Source organism: Myxococcales bacterium (genome assembly GCA_016717005.1).
Taxonomy (GTDB): domain Bacteria; phylum Myxococcota_A; class Polyangia; order Haliangiales; family Haliangiaceae; genus UBA2376.
In genome coordinates, this window is record JADJUF010000019.1 from 1 (window position 1) to 17773 (window position 17773).

Sequence of the window (17773 nt, forward strand, 5' to 3'; positions counted from 1 at the left end):
CCCAGCAGATCGAGGCGCCGCTGTACTGGCAGCGCGACCCCGACGCCGCGGGCGGCTGGCGCCACTACGCGCTGACCGGGCTGGCGCCGCTGCCGCTCGACGCGCCGGTCACGCACCTGTCCTACTACGAGGCGTTCGCGTTCGCGCAGTGGGCCGGGGCCCGGCTGCCGACCGAGTTCGAGTGGGAGGCGGTCGCGCCGCAGCTCGCCTGGGGCGCGCGCTGGGAGTGGACCGAGAGCGCGTACAAGCCGTACCCCGGGTTCCGCAAGGCCGTCGGCGCCGTCGGCGAGTACAACGGCAAGTTCATGGTCAACCAGCAGGTGCTGCGCGGGGCGTCGTTCGCGACCCCGCCGGGCCACGCGCGCCTGACCTATCGCAACTTCTTTCACGCGCCGCTGCGCTGGCAGTACACCGGCCTGCGCCTGGCGCGTCCGAGGGACGCATGATCTCGCCCGCCCAGCCCGCCGCCCGCCGGACCGATCTCGCCACGCACGTGCTCGAGGGGCTGAGCGCGCCGCAGAAGTTCCTGTCGTCGCTGTGGTTCTACGATGACGAGGGCTCGCGGCTGTTCCAGGAGATCATGGCGCTGCCCGAGTACTACCTGACCCGGCTCGAGCACCAGCTCCTCGACGAGCGCGCCGACGAGCTGGTCGGGCTGATCGCGTCGGAGCCGCGGCCGATCGATCTGCTCGAGCTCGGGAGCGGCGACGGCGCCAAGACCGTGACGCTGCTGGCGGCGCTGCACCGCGCCCACCCCGCGTGCGTGTTCCACCCGATGGACATCTCGCGCCACGCCCTCGACGAGCTGGTCAGCCGGGTCAACGCGCGCGTGCCCGAGCTGGCGGTGGCGCCGGTGTGCGGCGACTACTTCCTGGCCTGGCCCGAGACCACGCCCGATCACCGGCAGGTCGCGATGTTCCTCGGCAGCAACCTGGGCAACTTCGACGGCGCCGGCGCCGAGGCGCTGCTCGGGCGCATCCGCGGCCGCCTGCGCGGCGGCGATCTGCTGGTGCTCGGCGTCGATCTGATCAAGGACCCGGCGGTGATCCTGTCGGCCTACAACGATCCCCAGGGCGTGACCGCGCGCTTCAACCTCAACGTCCTGCGCCGGCTCAACCGCGAGCTCGACATGGACTTCGACCTGACGACGTTCCGGCACTACCCGACCTACTCGCCGCTCGATGGCGCGGCCCGCAGCTTCCTGATCAGCACCCGGGCGCAGGTGATCACCAGCCGGGTGCTCGGGCGCTCCTTCGAGCTCGGCGCGGGCGAGGCCATCTACACCGAGCAGTCGCAGAAGTACAGCCGCGCCTCGATCGAGCGCCTCGCCGCCGCCACCGGGTTCGCGGTCAAGGCGTTCGTCACCGATCCGCGCGAGTGGTACGCGCTGGTGGTGTGCCGCACCGTCGCGGGCCCGACCGCGACGCCGTGACGCCGCGACGCCGCGCGCGCGCCGCGTCTCGAGATCGGGTCGACGAGGCGGCTCGGGAGGTCGCCCCCACTTCGAACGCGCCGCCCTACTCGTCGTCGTCGTCGCGCTCGTCGTCGTAGCCGGGGTCAGGGCCGAGCTCGACGTCGGCGTAGTCCTTGATCATCGGCTTGCCGCACTGGAGCGCGGCCGGCTTGTGCTGGGTGGCGACGTCGGCGCCGACCGGGGTGGCGCGCGCGCGGACCTCGGCCAGCCGGGCCCACAGCACCGCGCCGTCGGCGAACCCGACCGCGACCTCGGCGCCGCTGGGGTCGACACCGATCGCGGTCGCGTCGAAGCCGACGACCTCGTCGGGCAGCGGCCACGCCACCACCGCGTGGGTCGTCGGGTCCCACAGGTAGATCGACGCGCCGACCAGCGCCAGCGCGTCGCTGCCCGGGATGAAGGCGACGGCCTCGATGTTGTCGTCGACCAGCTCGAGCCCGCCCAGCCCCCGCTGCTTGGCGGTGTCGTACAGGTGCGCCGTGACGCCGTCGTAGGACACCGCGCGCTCGCGGCCGCGCTCGAGCCACAGGTACAGCGGGTCCTCGCAGTCGTAGGCGTGGAACCCGAACAGCGCCCGCCGGTCCGGTCGCACGACGTAGAACGCGTGGTCGTCGTTGAACGCGAGGCGGCCGGTGGCGAGGTCGAGGTCGAGCAGGAACAGCGCGTCGGGGCGTCGCAGCCACGTCGTCGGCCGCGAGGCGCCGTGCTGGATCATCACCCGGTCGTCCCGGTCCCACGCCAGGTCGTCGCCGTGGCGATCGACCGAGGAGCTCGACGCCTGCTCGTCGATCGGCGTCGGCGCCGCGGTCGTCAGGTCGGCGGCGAAGACCCCGTCGAAGGTCGCGTAGAGCGCGTCGCGCCCCGGGGCGACGTCGAGGGCCTCGACCGCGGCCGTCGCGCCGGTGGCGGCGACCTGGCCGCGGCGCCAGACGCGCAGCCGATCGGCGGCGGAGATCACCGCGCCCTCGAGCGCGGCGATCGTGCTGACCCCGCCGAGGTTGGTCCCGGACGCGGTGACGACCGTACCGGTGGCGGTGTCGACGACGCCGAGCCGGTACGTGCCCATCTGGATCAGCACCCGCGTCGAGGCCGGGATCGGATGCAAGCGCAGGACCGCCGCCGGCAGCTCGATCGTCCGCGCCGCCGTGCCGGCCGCCGCCGCCAGCACGGTCAGGTGGCGGCGCGCCGCCGCGACCACCGCGCTGCCGTCGTCGAGCCAGATCGGGCCGCCGAGCGCGGTCGTGTAGCGCGCGCGCACCGCGCCGTCGGCGCCCGTGATGGCCACCTTGCTGCCGGCGACCGACAGGCCGAGCCCACCCGGCCCCCGCACCCACAGAGGCCCGCCGGTCGGGACGGCGGTCACGGTCCCGGCGACCAGGTCGCCGAGCCGGGCCGGGCCCGTGCGCCCGACGCGCTCGACGTAGGCGTGGCTGGCGTCGACGAAGCGCGGCCGGTCGCACGCGTCGAGGCCGGTGAACACCTTCACCGCTGCCAGCGTCGTCGCGTCGCGCAGGGTCGGCCACCGATCGGCGCTGCACGTGAGCACCCGGGCGCCGTCGGGCGAGACCGCCATCGTGAAGGTGCCACCGGCGGCCGCGCCGGCCGCGGGCTCCGGCAGCGCGAGCGGCGCGACCGCGAGCGACGCCGGGTCGATGGTCCAGGCCGCCGCGGCCTTGGCGGCTTGGCCGTAGGCGAGCACCTGGCCGCCGGCGCGCACCAGCCGCGACGGCGCGCCCGCGCCGAAGTCGGCGGCGGTCACGGTCACGGCGCCGGTGGTGAGATCGATGACGGCGAGCCTGCGGCCGGCGATGAGGCCGAGGGCGCGTCCGCGATCGACCGCGAGCAGATCGATGACCGTCGCCGGCAGGCGCCACGCCGGTTCGACGCCGGCGGTCCACATCCAGTCCGGCCCCGCGCTGGGCGCGGTCGGCGTCGTCGGCGCCCCGTCGGACGCCGTGCCGACGGCCGCGGCCGGCGTCGGCGGTGCGGTCGTGCCCGGGGCCGTCGGTGCGGCCGGGTGGCACGCGGCGCTGGTCATCAGGGTCGCGAGGATGCCCCCGTAGACCGAGGTGCGTCGGAGCCCAGGACTCTGCATCGCGCGACTATAGCTGCGCGCGCGGATCGTCAGGCGCGCCCGGCCGTCATTGCACCACCAGGTCGTCGTCGAAGCGCCTGTCGGGGGCTCCCCCCCGACGGGGGAGGGTTCGGCGACGAACCCTCTGGAGCTCAGTCGTCGAGCTCCGGGTAGCGACGGAAGATGCCGTGCTCGTTGAACGGGAGCCGGCGCTCGGACGCCAGGTAACGCGCGAGTCGTGGGCGCGCCGCCACCCTGTCGCGCAGCGCGAACAACGACGGCAGGTCGGCGCGCACGCGCGCGAGCGCCCGCGGGAAGGCGTAGCTCAGGCCCTCGACCACCTGGAACCCGGCCAGGTCGGCGTAGCTCACGTCGTCGCCGACCAGCACGCCGCGCGGGTTGCGCTCGAGCAGCTGCTCCAGATAGCCGAGGTACTTCGGGATCCGCGCGGCGCGGAACGCCGCGGCGCGCTGCCGGGCCGCGTCGCGCTGGTCCTCGTAGTACTGCGCGACCGAGAGCGGGTGGTGGCTGTCGTGCGCCTCGGCCACCAGATCCGCGATCGTCAGCGCGACCGCGCGCGCGGTCAGCCGGCCCTGTTCGTCGCCGGGCGCCAGCCCCAGGCGCTCGCCGAGGAACGCGGTGATGGCCGCGGTCTGGCTCACCCACAGCTCGCCCGCGCGCAGGAACGGCGGCGCCAGCGGCACGAGCGGTCCGGTCCCCTCGCCGCGCATCAGCGCCTGCATGCGCGCGACGCCGCCGGGCGTGCGCGCGACGTCGACGTACGCGACCCCGGCGTCCTCGAGCACGAGCCGCACGAACTCGCCGCGGCCCTGGATCGAGGGCCAGTAGTAGAGCTCGTAGGTCATCGCATCCTCCGCGCCGAGCGTACGCCCGCGCCGCACCGCGATGGGCGCGCGAGGTCGCGCGGCGCCACGCCGGGGGGCGGCAGTTAGGGCGTGCCGCGGCTCGCGCGCGGTGCGTCTGGGCGCGTATCGTGGGGCCGGTCGCCTGCCACCGGTCGGTGGAGGACGGCCGACGAAACCTCGGGGGAGGACTCATGACGCTCGCGCACCGCTCGTTGTTGTTGCTCGCGATCCCGCTCACCGTCGCCGCGTGCGGCAAGAAGAAGGACGACGCCGGCAAGCCCGCCGCGCCCGCGGCTGGGACGGCCGCGCCCGCGCCCGCGACCGGGACGGCCGCGACGCCTGCGCCCGCGACCGGGACCGCCGCGGGCACCGCCGCCGTCGCGCCGCCGCCGCCGGCCGCGACCTCGTCGATCAAGGTCGACGACGAGCTGATGGCCGCGCTCAAGGCGGTCGCGTCGGCGTGCACGATCGAGCCGAAGGACATGCGGGTCAGCTGCGCCAACGGCGAGGACAAGGCCAAGGACGACCTGCTCGGCTACAACGGCCGCAAGCCGCAAGAGGCGGCGCCGACGCTGGCGGTCGCGCTGGCGGACGCCGATCCCAAGCTCGCGACCGTGGCGGCCGAGGCCCTGGCGGGCTCGCGCTTCAACGGCGGCTGGGGCGAGGGCGTCGGGGTCGGCGCGGTCAGCAAGGACGTCGCGCGCCTGCTCCTGGCGACGATCGAGAAGCTGCCGGCCATCGGCCCGTACCAGGCGCGGCGGGTGATCGGCTCGGTCATGACCGCGGCCTCGCTCGCGGATCTCGACGCCGAGGCCCACGCGATGCTGGAGCGGAACCCCGACGAGTGGGTCCAGAAGGGCGGCTGGAAGGCGTCGACGCTGTACGGGCGGCTCAAGCCGTTCCCCAAGCTCGAGGCGATGGCCAAGGACAACGCCAAGGACCCGACGCTGGTCGCGGCGAACGCGCTCAACAGCTTCTACAACATCACCGACGACGAGCGCGCCACGTTGTGCCCGTGGGCGATGAGCAAGGTCAGCGTCGACGCGCCCGAGGGCGAGGCCGAGATCTTCGGCCAGGTCGGGGCCATCCTGACCAACTGCAAGGGCACCTGGATCGATCAGCTCCAGGACTTCGCCGACGCCCAGCTCGCCAAGAAGGTGTTCGATCGCCAGTACTACTTCGTGTTCCGCGAGCTGTGCCACGACTTCATCAAGGGCCAGACCACCGATCGGGCCACCGAGGCCCAGTGCGAGCGCAACTTCAAGTTCCTCGAGAAGGTCGTCAACACCGACGGCGTCGAGCCGACCAACCGCGGCTACGCCCTCGACGCGATCAGCTACCAGCGCCGCGACGAGAAGTCGCTCAAGCTGATGCAGAAGTACCAGAAGCACAAGGTCAAGGAGATCGCCGAGACCGCCCAGAAGTCGATCAAGATGCTCGAGGGCTACGTCAAGAAGTAGCCCGAGCGGTTCGCGCGGCGGGGCCAGTTCGGGTGGCCACGCTGGCAACTGGCCCAGATCACACGGCGATCGAGGGGCGGGCGGTGTGGCGGAAAAAGTTGTCACATCGCGGCGAACGCGGCCCTGCAACCACAGGAGGCCGCCGATGTCTGACCGCACGTTCCGTTCGTCGCACGAGTCCGAGGGGGTGACGCCGCTGCTGGGCTACCGGCCCTCTCCGGGCAAGTCGAGCCTGACCTCCCGCCTCACCGGGCGCGGTCCGCTGGCGCGCGCCGCCGACCTCGGGGCCTCACGCGCCGGTGGCCGCGATGCCAATGGCGTCGCCCGCGACGCCGAGCCGGCGGTCGCGGCCGCCACGTCGTCGGCTGGCACCGCGCTGCCGGCCGGTGCGCGCGATCGCTTCGAGTCGTCGCTGGGCGTCGATCTAGGGGCGGTCCGGGTCCACACCGGGCCCGACTCCGCCCACGCGAGCGCCGCGGTCGGCGCCCGCGCGTACACGATCGGCAATGACATCCACTTCGCCGACGGCCAGTATCGACCGGACGATCCGTTCGGCATGCACCTCCTGGCCCACGAGGTCGCGCACACCGTGCAGCAATCGAGCGGCACCCCGCGACGCCAACACAAGCTCGAGGTGACGGCGCCCGGCGACGTCGCCGAGGTCGAGGCGGATCGCGCCGCCGACGCGATGGTGATCGGAGCGCCGGCGTCGATCGGCTCGATGCAAGGCGTCGGGCGGGTGATCGCGCGCGCGGCCGACCCGGCGGCGCCGGCCACGGGCGCGGCGCCTGCGGCCGACGGTGCGGCGCCCGCGGCCGACGGCAAGGGCGAGGCGATGGGCAGCAAGGAGAAGCCGTTCCCGGTCGGGCTCGACGGCGTGAGCCTGTCGCTCGGCAAGGGCAGCGCCCTGAAGATCCCGTGGGCCATGAACGAGATGTCGATCAGCAAGAGCTGGAAGGCCGAGGAGAAGCTCGAGAAGACGCTGAGCAAGCAGATCGCGGTGCCGGCTGGCGCGCTGCCGGGCGGCCTGTCGATGACGGCCAGCGGCACCGCCAGCCTGGGCGCCTCGGTGTCGGCGAACGTCACCGGCAGCGTCGTCCAGCTCGGCGGCCCGCACACCGACAGCGCCGGCGCCGAGGTCTCGGTCAGCGGCAGCGCCGGGCTCGAGGCCACGGTCGAGGGCATGCTCGGGCTCGGCGCGTACGTCGGCATCCCGCCGATCAACGTCGGCGCCGAGGGCTACGTCACGCTCGGCGCGACCACCAGCGCCAAGGCCACGGTCGCCGGGCAGGGCCGGTTCTTGCCGTCGGGCGGCTGGAGCGGCAGCGTGACCTTCACCGTCCCGCTCGAGGCCAAGATCACCGGCACCGGCGGCATCCGGTTGTTCTACTCGTCGCTCATCAAGTCGGGTGAGCTGCAGAAGTTCGAGCTCAAGAGCGTCGACATCGCCAAGGCCTCGATCGCCTGCGTCATCCAGTGCGATCTCGCCACCGGCCAGGCCACCGATCACACCGTGACCACGTTCGAGGTCTTGCCGCTGTTCCAGAGCGTGCCCGTGACCGCGGCCGAGTACCGGCAGTGGGCCAAGCGCGAGGAGGGCGAGCGCGACGGCGGCAGCGGCTCCGGGCCTGGGGTGCCCCCGTCAGCGTTCGACGAGCCCGAGGAGGACAAGAGCTTCGACGAGCTGTGCGGCGAGGATGATCCCTCGGTGATGTGCGACCCGGGCGGCGATCCCGACTCGATCATGTACGGCTCCGGCCCCGGCGTCCCGTGACCGTGCGGCGACCGCCGCGCCGGGGGCCAGCGCGCGGCCGCGGGTCGCCGGCACCGCCGGCCTCGAACGTAGACCCTCGTCCGCGCTGTCGTGGACCGCTGCGACCAAGCCGCGCGCGCGCGTCAGCCGTCGGCGCTGTGGTCCCTCGGCCGCGGTCCGCGCCGTCCCGTCGTCGCGATCACGTCGTCGCGGGCCGGCCGGAGCTCCCGGCGCGGCGCCGGCGCGGGGGCCGCTGACCGGCCCGGTCTCGGTCAGGTCGGGGTGCGGGCGGTGTGGACGATGGCCATCGACACCGCGGTGTCGACGTCGGGCGCGAACGCCAGCCGCCCGGGGATGCGCTTGATGCCGGCGCGCTCGACCAGCGCCCGCGGCTCGGCGCCCAGGCCGGCGACGATGACCTTGCGGCCGTCGCGGCCGAGCTGGTCGAGCATCGACTCGAGCGCGACCAGGCCGGTCGCGTCCATCACGTCGACCTTCGTCATCGACAGGATCAGGGTCCGGGTGTCGCCGCCGATGGTCTCGAGGGTCTCCATCGCGAGGTGGGCAGCGCCGAAGAACATCGGCCCGGCGATCTCGTACATCCGGACGCCGGGCGGCATGTCGAACCGCTCGGCGGCCCCGGTGTCGAGCGTGACCTTGGTGAGCACGGCCATCCGGCGCATGAACAGCAACGCCGCGAGCATGACGCCGACCGACACCGCGATCACCATGTCGAACACCACGGTCAGCGTGAAGCAGGTCAGCAGGACCAGCACGTCGCTGCGCGGCGCGATCCGGATCAGCCGCACGAAGTGCCGGACCTCGCTCATGTTCTTGGCGACGACGAACAGCAGCGCCGCCATCGCCGCGAGCGGCAGGTAGGCCATCAGCGGCGCCAGCGCGATCGTGCAGGCCAGGATGAACAGCGCGTGGACCACCGACGACAGCGGCGAGCGCGCGCCGGCGCGGATGTTGGTCGCGGTGCGGGCCAGCGCGCCGGTGCAGGCGATGCCGCCGAAGAACGGGCACACCATGTTGCCGACGCCCAGCGCGATCAGCTCGGCGTTGGGATCGTGCTTGGTGCCGGCCATGCCGTCGGCGATCACCGCCGACATCAGCGACTCGATGGCGCCCAAGACGGCGATCGCGAACGCCGACGGCAGGAGCTCCCGGATGAGCCCGTAGGTCAGGCTGAAGGGCTGGCCGTGGGCGTCGCCGAGGTGCCACGGCAGGACCGGCAGCGGCGGCAGCGGCGGGATGCCGTGGACGGTCTCGCCGTCGATCACGACCGTGAACGTCGAGCCGATCGTGTTGGCGTGGAAGCCGTCGATCAGGTGGGCCAGGAGCGCGGTCAGGCCCGCGGCCGCGACCATCGCCAGGAGCGGCGCCGGGACGCGCTTGATGATCCGCGGCAGGCCGATCAGCAGCGCCAGCGTCACCCCGCACACCAGCGCGTCCCAGCCGCTGGCGCTGGCGCGGCCGTCCCAGAGCGCGCCGAGGAAGTCGATCGTGCCGTGGGGCTTGCCGGGCAGGTGGATCCCGAACGCGTCGCGCAGCTGGATCACCGCGATCACCACGGCGATGCCGGCGGTGAAGCCGGTCGTGACCGGGTGGGGGATGAACTGCATCAGCTTGCCGAGCCGCGCGACCCCCATGAGCACGAGGATCACGCCGGCCATGAAGCCAGCGACCAGCAGCCCGCCGACGCCGTGGCGCGCGACGATCGGCTCGAGGATGACGACGAACGCGGCGGTCGGCCCGGTGATCTGCATCCGGCTGCCGCCGAGCAGGGCGCAGACGATGCCGGCGATGATCGCGGTGTAGAGGCCGTGCTGGGGCGCGACGCCGGTGGTCTTGGCCAGCGCCATCGACAGCGGCAGCGCGACGATGCCGACGACCAGCCCGGCCATCGCGTCGGCCCGCAGGTCGGCCAGCGTGTAGCCCTCCTTCAGGCGGCTGCGCAGCGCCGAGCCGAGCTGATCCTTGATGCCGTAGGCGAGGGCGAGCTGCGAGCGCACCGCATCAGTGAGCTCGTCGACGTACCGCATCAGCCGGCGGACCATAACGCACGCGTTCGAACATGTCACGACGCGCGGGCGGGTGCGGCGCGGGCACGTGCGCGTGCGCATCGCGTCAGCGCGCGACGATGGTCCCGCTCGATGCCGGCGGCGGTGGCGTGCGGCGGTCCGCGCTGCCGAAGGCGCGCAACCAGGCGCTCGCCACCGCCAACGGACGATGCCACGTCGTTTCTCTCGGCGAGCAAGGCGAATTGCCACGACAATGTGTCGCGTTGCCGCGCGACGGGGCCGGATCGCGCCGGCCCCTGCGGCAACTCATTGGATTCCGGCGCTTCCTCGCGTGGACCGCGAAGTGCAAAGTGCGTCGCAGTGCTCTCTAGCGACACAGCCTTCGACACACACCTCCCAGCAGGCCTGCAGCGGAAGGCCTCGACGCACTTCACGCCGATCGACGTCGCTCGGTGCGCCGCGGCGCTCCTGGCGCCGCGAGCCGGCATGTCGGTGCTCGACGTCGGCGCCGGCGCGGGGAAGTTCTGCATCGCGGCAGCGGGCGCAGTCCCGGGCGCCAGCTTCGTCGGCGTCGAGTTCAGGCGCCACCTGGTCAGGGTCGCGACCCGCCTCGCGAGGCGCGCGGGCCTTCAGAACGTGCGGTTCATCCACGCCAACGCGCTCGATCTCGACTGGTCCAGGTTCGACTCGTTCTACCTGTACAACCCTTTCGCCGAGCAGCTGTTCGCGGACAGGCTCGTCATCGATCGGACCATCGACCTCGACCCGATCAACTTCATCCTGTACGTGACGGGGGTCCGCCAGCGCCTCGCCGACGCGCCCGTGGGGACGCGCGTCGCCACCTACCATGGGTTCGGCGCGCCGCCGCCGCTAGGCTACGAGCTCGCGCACGAGCAGCAGGCGGGGACTGATCGCGTCGAGCTGTGGATCAAGACGCACACGATCACGCTCGCCGCGGCGACGCGCGAGGTAGGAGCGTGACGCGCACGCGCGTCGACGCCGCGCTCGAGGTCAGGCCCCGGCACGAGCCGCGAACGCGCGCGCGCGTCACCGCCGCCGCGGCGCACGACACGGCGGTCCCATGACGAAGCAGCACCGACGCCGACCGCGGCCAGGCCGAGTCCGAGCATCGGGCATCGACCACGCCTTCGACGCGCTGGTGCCCGCTGACGTTCGGCACCTGTCGCAGGCCCACTGGACGCCGATCGGCGTCGCGATCCGGGCCGTGTCCCTGCTGGCGCCGACCCGGTCCACGCGCGTGCTCGACGTCGGGGCCGGCGTCGGCAAGTTCTGCGCTGTTGGCGCGATGTCTTCGCTCGGGCTGTGGTGCGGGGTCGAACAGCACGAGGACCTCGTCCGCGCCGCGCGGCGCCTGGCCCGGTGGCTCGGCGTCGCGGATCGAGCGGAGTATCTGCACGGCGACGCGCTCGCGATCGACTGGGCGGAGTTCGACGCGGTGTATCTCTACAACCCGTTCGAGGTGCCGCTGGTTCCGGATGCGCTGACCACGCAGGAGCGGGCGGTCGCGTTCGAGGTCCAGGTCGCGCGCGTCAAGGAGCGTCTCGCCAGCCTTCGGGGCGGAACGCGCGTGCTGACGTTCAACGGCTTCGGCGGCGCGATGCCCGCGAGCTATGAGCTCGTCTACCATGAGCGCAGCCCGCTCGCTGGCCTGGACCTGGCGCTGTGGACGCAGCGATCGCGACGCCAGCGGGGTCGGGATCCATCGTGACGGTCGGTGTGCGCGAGGTCGCCCAGCGGTCGAACGCGTCCGGGGATCTCGACGAGCCGGGCGGCACGCGCGCGGTGGAGGCGGCCGCGTGACCGGCTCCCGGCGACGGCGCATCGCGCTCGTGGCCGACGCGACCGACGCGCGCACGGCGCTCGCGGGCTACCTCGTGAGCGCTGGGTTCGACGTGCACGCGTGCGACAAGGTCGCGCGGCCAGCCTCCTTCAGCGCGCTCGTCGCCGTCACCGCGCGCGATGACGGCGACGCGTGGCTCGCCGACGTGCGCTCGTGGATCAAGGTGACGGAGGATCCGCGCATCGTCGTCGTGACGACGAGGCCGACCCTGTTCAGGGCCCTCGCGGCCGCCCACGGTGGGCGACTCTGTGTGCTGGCGGCCCCGGCGTTTGGCTGGGCGGTGGTCGACGCGCTCCGGGCGGTCGACCTGTCGCTGCCGCGTGGCGTGTGACCGGCCCGAGGGGCCCGAGGCCACCCTGACGTACAGTGCGCGCATGAGTCGTAGGACAACACCGCCCGTCGTCGTCCTCGAGCCGGTCTCGGTCTCGCCGGTGATGCGCTCATTCGAGCGGATCCTGCGCGCCGTCGCGACCAAGGACGTGACCGTCACGTTCGTGGGCGAGAGCGGTTCAGGCAAGGAGGTCATGGCGCGCCGCCTGCACGATCTCTCGCCGAGGCGCGTCGGGCCGTTCGTGCCCATCAACTGCGCGGCGATCCCCGAGGCGCTGTTCGAGAGCGAGCTCTTCGGCCATGAGCGCGGGGCCTTCACCGGCGCGACGGAGCGCGGCCAGGGGAAGGTCGAGATGGCGAGCGGCGGGACGCTCTTCCTCGACGAAGTGGCCGAGATGCCGCTCGCGCTGCAGCCGAAGCTGCTCCGCTTTCTCGACACGCATCGCTTCATGCGCGTCGGTGGCACGAAGAAGCTCGAGGTCGACGCGCGCGTCGTGCTGGCGACGCTCAGGCCCCTCGAGGAGGAGGTCCGCTCGGGGCGGTTCCGCGCGGACCTCTACTATCGGATCCAGGGCATCGTGCTCGAGGTCCCGCCCCTGCGAGCGCGCCGCCGCGACATCCCGGCGCTGATCGCCGCGTTCATCGCGCAGCTGGCAGCGATCCACGACTGCACGCCGGCGCGGCTGACCCGGAGCGCGCGCGCGGCGCTCATCGCACACGATTGGCCGGGCAACGTCCGTCAGCTGCGGAACGTGATCGAGTTCGTGACCATCCTGCGGGCCGGCAAGTCGGTGCGCGTCCAGGACCTACCGCCAGGGTTCGCGCGAGCCGGCGAGCCCTCCGCCCGTGGCGGCGCCGGGCCGGCGCTCGATCTCGAGCGACCGCTGGCAGAGATCGTCGACGCGATCTTCGAGCACGTCATCGCCCGCGAGCACGGGAACCTCACGCGCGCCGCACAGCGCCTCGGGGTCAGCATTCGGACGCTCCAGCGGCGGTCGCGACGTTGACGCGGCGGGATCCCAATTCAGGCGAGACCTCGGATCAGATCAGAGCTTGTAAGTTCTTCGGTCGAGCACCGAGCCGCGCGCCGGGAGTCTCGCGTCTTGGGGTTGTGGGCCCCGTCGGGGCTTGCCCCCGACGGGGGAGGGCCTGGCGACAGGCGCTCTGAAACTCAGAGCTTGTAACTGTTTCGGGCGAGCACCGAGCCGCGCGCCGGGAGTCTCGCGCTTGGGTGGTCTTGGGTGGGGGCCCTCATCGGGGCTTGCCCCCGACGGGGGAGGGCCTGGCGACAGGCCCTCTGAAACTCAGTTGCCGCCGGGCTTCCGGCAGACGAGCGCCTTGAACTCGTGCGGGACCAGGCCCATCAGGCGGTCCTCGATCCGGTCCCAGCGCAGCTCGCCGATCGTGGTCAGGTCGATCTGGGGGCCGAGCTGCTCGGCGAGGAGCTCGCGGGTGTAGCCGAGCTTGGGCAGGGTCGCGCCGAGATCGGCGGCCAGCGCCTGGAGCGCGCGGAAGTGCGAGCGGGTCGTGGCCAGGCCCTCGAGCGTGCGCTCGAGGCCGATGATGTCCATGACGAACTCGATCTTGGCGTCGAGGCCCTTGGTGATCGCGGCCTGCTGCAGGTGGCCGAAGTGGGTCGACAGCTCGGGGTGATCGAGGTGCGACGACAGCTTGGGCCACATCGCGCGCTCGCCGAACTCGGTGACCACCGCGACGCCCTCGGGCGCGAGCCAGCGCGCGACGCGGATCATCAGCTCGAGCGCGCCGGTCAGCAGGTAGAACGGCTCGGTGGCGTCGTCGAGCACGATCCCGAGCTCGGTGACCAGCTCGCCGGGGCGGCCCAGCGCGGCGACCATGGCCGGATCGACCTCGCCGCCGCTGTCGGTGAGCCCGACGTCGGCGCGGTGGAGCTGCACCGCCGGCAGATCGCCGACCATCTCGTTGGACAGGATCAGATCGAAGCTGTCGGCGGCGTGATCGGCGGTGAGCACGTCGCCGACGATCACCGTCACCGGCAGGCCCGCGGTGCGGGAGCGCTGGGCCTCGGCCAGGCGCGGCGAGATCTCCTGGATCGTGTAGCTGACCTCGATCCCGCGGCCCTGCAGCGCCGAGCACACCGCGCGCGCGACGTAGCCGAGGCCGCCGCCGATCTCGAGCACGCGGATCGCCCGGGCCGGCAGCCGGTCGGCGAGGCCGTCGACGAGCGCGTGGCCGTAGGTGCGGCCGGCCAGGGCCGGGTGCGGCTCGCGCAGCAGGTGCGACAGCGTCGTCTCCTGGTGATCGAACTGCTGCTCGGCGTCGGCGAGGCCGTGGTAGTAGACGTTGGTCGCGACGTCGGTGATCGGCGTGTCCAGGGGCTGGCCGGGCGTCCAGGCCGGGTACGGCATCGTCGAGATCAGGTAGCTGGGCGTGGTCGACGGCCGCTTGGCGTACATCGACATCGGGAACGCCGACAGCTTGAGCGCCTGCACGCTCGAGTGGGTGAGGCGGTGGACCAGCGCCGCGATCCGCTTGGGATCGTGCGTGGCCCGGAGCTCGTTGAGGCGGACCTCGCCGTCGCACGCGTCCCAGATCGCCGTCTCGATCGGATCGAGCTCGACGCGCTGGATCGGGCGGTCGCCCCAGGCGGTGTAGATGGTCAGGTGATCGCCCTGGCGGCGCCAGACGTTCCACTTGCCGCGGACCGCGATCATCGGCCAGATGCCGCCGACCTCGTCGTCGTCGGGCTCGACCAGGCACGCTTGCTGGTAGAATACGTCGACGAACTGACCGGCCTGGCCGTCGAACCGGTCGGCGTGGGCCGCGACCACGTCGGCGGCGGTACGGACCTCGGCGAACTGATCGAGGAACTCGACCAGGTCCGGCGACATCTGCAGCAGGTAGCCGTAGAGGTCGTGATAGAGGTACACCGCGCCCTGGTGGGCGAAGGTCGACAGGTGCTGCGAGCGGCGAAGGACGTCGGGGGAGGCGGCCACGGCTCGTTGGTATCACGTCGGGCCCGTCGCCACAGCCGGCCGCCGCCGGCGCAACACCGGCGCCGCCCACCGCCTTGGGTCGGTCGCGACGTCGAAAGATGGTGCCCGGGCGCCTGAATCGGCGACCGGCGCGACCAGTCACAGCACCATGACCCTCGCCTCCAACCGCAGCCTCCTCGTCGCCCTGCTCGCGGCCGCCACCACCGGCGGCTGCACGGCCCGCTTCGCCGCCCGCGGCACGGTGCGCACCGCGCCGCCGCCGCCGGCCCGTGCGACGGTCGTGGTCCACACGCCGGCCCAGGCCCCGCCGCCGCCGATCGTGCCGCCGGCGCCGCCGGTGGTCCAGCCGGCGCCACCGCCGCCGCCGATCGTCCAGCCAGCGCCGCCGCTGCAGATCGCCGGCACGCCAGTGGTGCGGGTCGGCGTCAACTTCGAGGATCAGGGCGCCCATGGCGACCGCGACTACAACGACGCGGTGATGTGCTTCCAGGGCCGGTTCAAGGTCGACGGCACCCAGGTGGTCTCGACCGAGCGCCAGGAGGTGATCGCGTCGACCTCGAGCATCAGCGCGTGCCGTCACCGCGTGCGCGTCGAGATCATCCACGCTGACGGCGGCCACGAGACCCCGGTCGAGTTCGCGTCGAACTCCGGCGCGCGGGTCGCGATGCACTTCGAGCCGGGCTCGCGGCTCGAGGTCTCGGTGCAGAGCCTGAGCGGCGGCTGCTCGTCCGATGTGATGTCGATGCACGATCAGACCGCCGCGCGCGTGCTGCTCGATCAGTGCAACACCACCGGCCGGTGAGCGGCCGCGGTCACAGCGCGGCGCAGAAGCCGGCCTCGACCGAGGCGCCGACCGCGACGGTCGCGTTGAACGGCGCGCCGGTGAACGTCGCGCGGCTCCCGGCCTGGGTGAACTCGCTGTTCCAGGCGTTGTTGATCGTGCCGTCGACGGTGACCGTGACCCGCCACGTGACCGGCGCGGCGCTGACGTTTGCGACGATCAGCTTCGCGCAGTAGCCGGTCGGCCACTGATCGGTCGGCTCGACGGTCGCCGTCACGCCCGGCGAGTCGGCAGGATCGCCGGAGCCGGAGCCGGAGCCGGAGCCGGAGCCGGAGCCGGAGCCGGAGCCGGAGCCAGAGCCAGAGCCAGCGCCGGAGCCGGAGCCAGCGCCGGGATCGATCGCGGCGGCGCGCACGCGGAAGTGCGCGGTCTGGGTGATCGCGACGATCAGATCGTCGATCGCGTATGCCCCGTCGCCGAGCCCGGCCGCCAGCTCGGCGCTCAGGCAGTCGAGGCGCGCGCGCTCGTCCTGGCCGGTCGCCCAGCGCAGCCACTGGGTCGAGAAGCACGCCTGGACCGCGTCGGTCGTGGCCAGGTGCGCGCTGAGCCCCGCGACGCCCGTGAACGCGCCGTCGGCGCCGGCGCTGCCGAGGATCTCGCCACCGTCGTCGATCGGCAGCCCGGCCTCGGTGGTGCGGCCGCGGCCGATGCCGTCGAAGCGCTCGAACGCGAAGCCGATCGGATCCATCAGGCGGTGGCAGCCGCTGCACGTGACGAGCTGCGCGTGGGCGGCGTAGCGCTCGCGGGTGGTCAGCGACGGGTCGAGCGGCGGCGGCTGCGCGTTGATGCCGGGCGGCGGCGGCGGCAGCTCCTGGCACAGCAGGCGCTCGCGCACCAGCTTGCCGCGGTGGATCGGCGACGACGAGTTGGCGCGCGCGTGGACCGCCAGCACCGCGCCGCTGGCGAGCAGGCCGCCGCGGGCGCTGGCGTCGACGGGCCCGAACCCGGTGGCGTCGACCGCGGTCGGCGCCGGCAGGCCGTAGAACTGCGCCAGCGGGCCGTCGACGAACGTCGTGCCGCCGGTGAGCAGCTCCGGCACCGTGCCGCCGCCCTGCACCACGGTCGCGACCCGCCGGCGGATCTCCTCGGTCATCGCCGCGCGCACCGCCGGCGTCAGCTCAGGGTACGTCATCGGGTCCTTGGCGACCGTCGCCAGCCGCTCGACGTCGAGCCACTGACCGGTGAAGCGATCGATCGACGCGCGCGCTCGCGGCGACGCCAGCATGCGCCGGGCGTGGCGCGCGAGCTCGGTCGGGTCGCGCAGCTGGTCGGCGGTCGCGGCGTGCCACAGCTCGTCGTCGGGCGGCGCCGCCCACAGGAAGTACGACAGCTCGCTCGCGAGCTCGTACGAGGTCAGCGGGTAGGTCCCGTCGGGCGCGGCCTCGCCGATCTCGCTGCGGTACAGGAACGCCGGGGACTGCAGCAGGCCGGCGATCACCAGGCCGAGCCCGCTGGCGTGGGGCGCGACCTCGGGATCGGGCTGAGCGCGGCCGACCTGGTAGACCGCGAGCCAGCGCTCGACCTCGGGCGCGGTCAGCGGCCGCCGGATCACCCGGGCGCCGGTGGTCTCGAGCCACGCGCGCGCGCACGCGCCGCCGTCGCCGGCGCACGCGGCCTCGGGCCGGGCGGCGACCGCCGCGGCGATCTCCTCGGCGGCGGCGCGCAGCTGCTCGGCCAGCAGCGGCGACACCTCGAGCGCGCGGGCGTTGTTGTCGAAGCCGGCGACGACCACGTCGGCGACCAGCCCGGGCGCGTAGGCGGCGTCGAGGCTGAACAGCGCCGCGATCGTGTTGTCGTACTCGGTGCGCGACAGCCGCCGCAGGAGCCGCGGCCCGGGCGCGCCGGGCGTGCAGACCGGCGCGGCCCCGGCGCACGCCGCCGCGTCGCCGCGGATCTGGCCGACGAAGGCGACCAGCGCCTCGTGCTCGGGCGAGCCGGCGATCACCAGCGCGCCGCCGGGGTGATCGGTGCCGAGCGGACGGCGCAGCAACAACGGCTCGCCGTCCTCGGTGGTGCGCGCCATGCGCTCGGCCGCCGCCAGGTTGTCGCCCATCGCGCCGGCGGCGCTGCCCGGCGCCGACAGCACGAACCGCGAGCGCCGCGCCAGGCCGG

At 73.3% G+C, this 17773-nt stretch carries 14 protein-coding genes; 9 read left to right on the top strand and 5 right to left on the bottom strand.

Annotated features, from left to right (window positions below):
- Together IPL61_17190 and egtD are read left to right on the top strand one after the other, a co-directional pair.
- A partial coding sequence (locus tag IPL61_17190; protein MBK9032978.1) for an SUMF1/EgtB/PvdO family nonheme iron enzyme occupies nucleotides 1-446 on the top strand: 446 nt, incomplete at its 5' end.
- Nucleotides 443-1432, top strand: coding sequence for an L-histidine N(alpha)-methyltransferase (egtD, locus tag IPL61_17195; protein MBK9032979.1), 990 nt, complete (start codon nucleotides 443-445; stop codon nucleotides 1430-1432). The genes IPL61_17190 and egtD, both read left to right, overlap by 4 nt.
- 85 nt (nucleotides 1433-1517) lie before the next feature.
- Here egtD and IPL61_17200 read toward each other — a convergent pair whose 3' ends face one another.
- Together IPL61_17200 and IPL61_17205 are read right to left on the bottom strand one after the other, a co-directional pair.
- On the bottom strand, nucleotides 1518-3569 hold the full coding sequence (locus IPL61_17200) for a hypothetical protein (GenBank protein MBK9032980.1): 2052 nt from the start codon (nucleotides 3567-3569) through the stop codon (nucleotides 1518-1520).
- A 131-nt stretch (nucleotides 3570-3700) separates the two neighbouring features.
- The gene (locus IPL61_17205) at nucleotides 3701-4414 is read right to left on the bottom strand and encodes a glutathione S-transferase (protein MBK9032981.1); all 714 of its coding nucleotides are present in this window, start codon (nucleotides 4412-4414) and stop codon (nucleotides 3701-3703) included.
- Between the two features lie 191 nt (nucleotides 4415-4605).
- On the opposite strand from IPL61_17205, the gene IPL61_17210 reads away from it, so the two are divergent.
- Nucleotides 4606-5874, top strand: coding sequence for a hypothetical protein (locus tag IPL61_17210; protein MBK9032982.1), 1269 nt, complete (start codon nucleotides 4606-4608; stop codon nucleotides 5872-5874).
- A gap of 145 nt (nucleotides 5875-6019) precedes the next feature.
- Nucleotides 6020-7648 (top strand): DUF4157 domain-containing protein, encoded by a 1629-nt coding sequence (locus IPL61_17215; GenBank protein MBK9032983.1) that lies wholly within the window; start codon nucleotides 6020-6022, stop codon nucleotides 7646-7648.
- A gap of 251 nt (nucleotides 7649-7899) precedes the next feature.
- Here the strand turns inward: IPL61_17215 and dauA are convergent, their stop codons facing one another.
- Entirely contained in the window at nucleotides 7900-9675 is a 1776-nt protein-coding gene (dauA, locus tag IPL61_17220) for a C4-dicarboxylic acid transporter DauA (GenBank protein MBK9032984.1), read from the bottom strand.
- 465 nt (nucleotides 9676-10140) lie between these two features.
- On the opposite strand from dauA, the gene IPL61_17225 reads away from it, so the two are divergent.
- From IPL61_17225 to IPL61_17240, 4 genes are all read left to right on the top strand, one after another.
- Nucleotides 10141-10635: a methyltransferase domain-containing protein gene (locus IPL61_17225; protein ID MBK9032985.1), complete on the top strand. Its 495-nt coding sequence runs from the start codon at nucleotides 10141-10143 to the stop codon at nucleotides 10633-10635.
- Nucleotides 10636-10735: 100 nt separating this feature from the next.
- The gene (locus IPL61_17230) at nucleotides 10736-11383 is read left to right on the top strand and encodes a hypothetical protein (GenBank protein ID MBK9032986.1); all 648 of its coding nucleotides are present in this window, start codon (nucleotides 10736-10738) and stop codon (nucleotides 11381-11383) included.
- Between the two features lie 88 nt (nucleotides 11384-11471).
- Nucleotides 11472-11846, top strand: coding sequence for a hypothetical protein (locus IPL61_17235; GenBank protein MBK9032987.1), 375 nt, complete (start codon nucleotides 11472-11474; stop codon nucleotides 11844-11846).
- Nucleotides 11836-12852: a sigma-54-dependent Fis family transcriptional regulator gene (locus IPL61_17240; protein ID MBK9032988.1), complete on the top strand. Its 1017-nt coding sequence runs from the start codon at nucleotides 11836-11838 to the stop codon at nucleotides 12850-12852. Before IPL61_17235 ends, IPL61_17240 begins: the two co-directional genes overlap by 11 nt.
- Before the next feature lie 297 nt (nucleotides 12853-13149).
- Here the strand turns inward: IPL61_17240 and IPL61_17245 are convergent, their stop codons facing one another.
- Nucleotides 13150-14820 carry a class I SAM-dependent methyltransferase gene (locus tag IPL61_17245; GenBank protein MBK9032989.1) on the bottom strand — a complete coding sequence of 557 codons (1671 nt, stop codon included), beginning with the start codon at nucleotides 14818-14820 and terminating at the stop codon, nucleotides 13150-13152.
- A 148-nt stretch (nucleotides 14821-14968) separates the two neighbouring features.
- On the opposite strand from IPL61_17245, the gene IPL61_17250 reads away from it, so the two are divergent.
- Nucleotides 14969-15622, top strand: a complete 654-nt coding sequence (locus IPL61_17250) for a hypothetical protein (GenBank protein ID MBK9032990.1) — start codon at nucleotides 14969-14971, stop codon at nucleotides 15620-15622.
- Between the two features lie 10 nt (nucleotides 15623-15632).
- On the opposite strand, the gene IPL61_17255 is transcribed toward IPL61_17250, so the two are convergent.
- Nucleotides 15633-17747 carry a DUF1592 domain-containing protein gene (locus tag IPL61_17255; GenBank protein MBK9032991.1) on the bottom strand — a complete coding sequence of 705 codons (2115 nt, stop codon included), beginning with the start codon at nucleotides 17745-17747 and terminating at the stop codon, nucleotides 15633-15635.
- Between the last annotated feature and the right edge of the window lie 26 nt (nucleotides 17748-17773).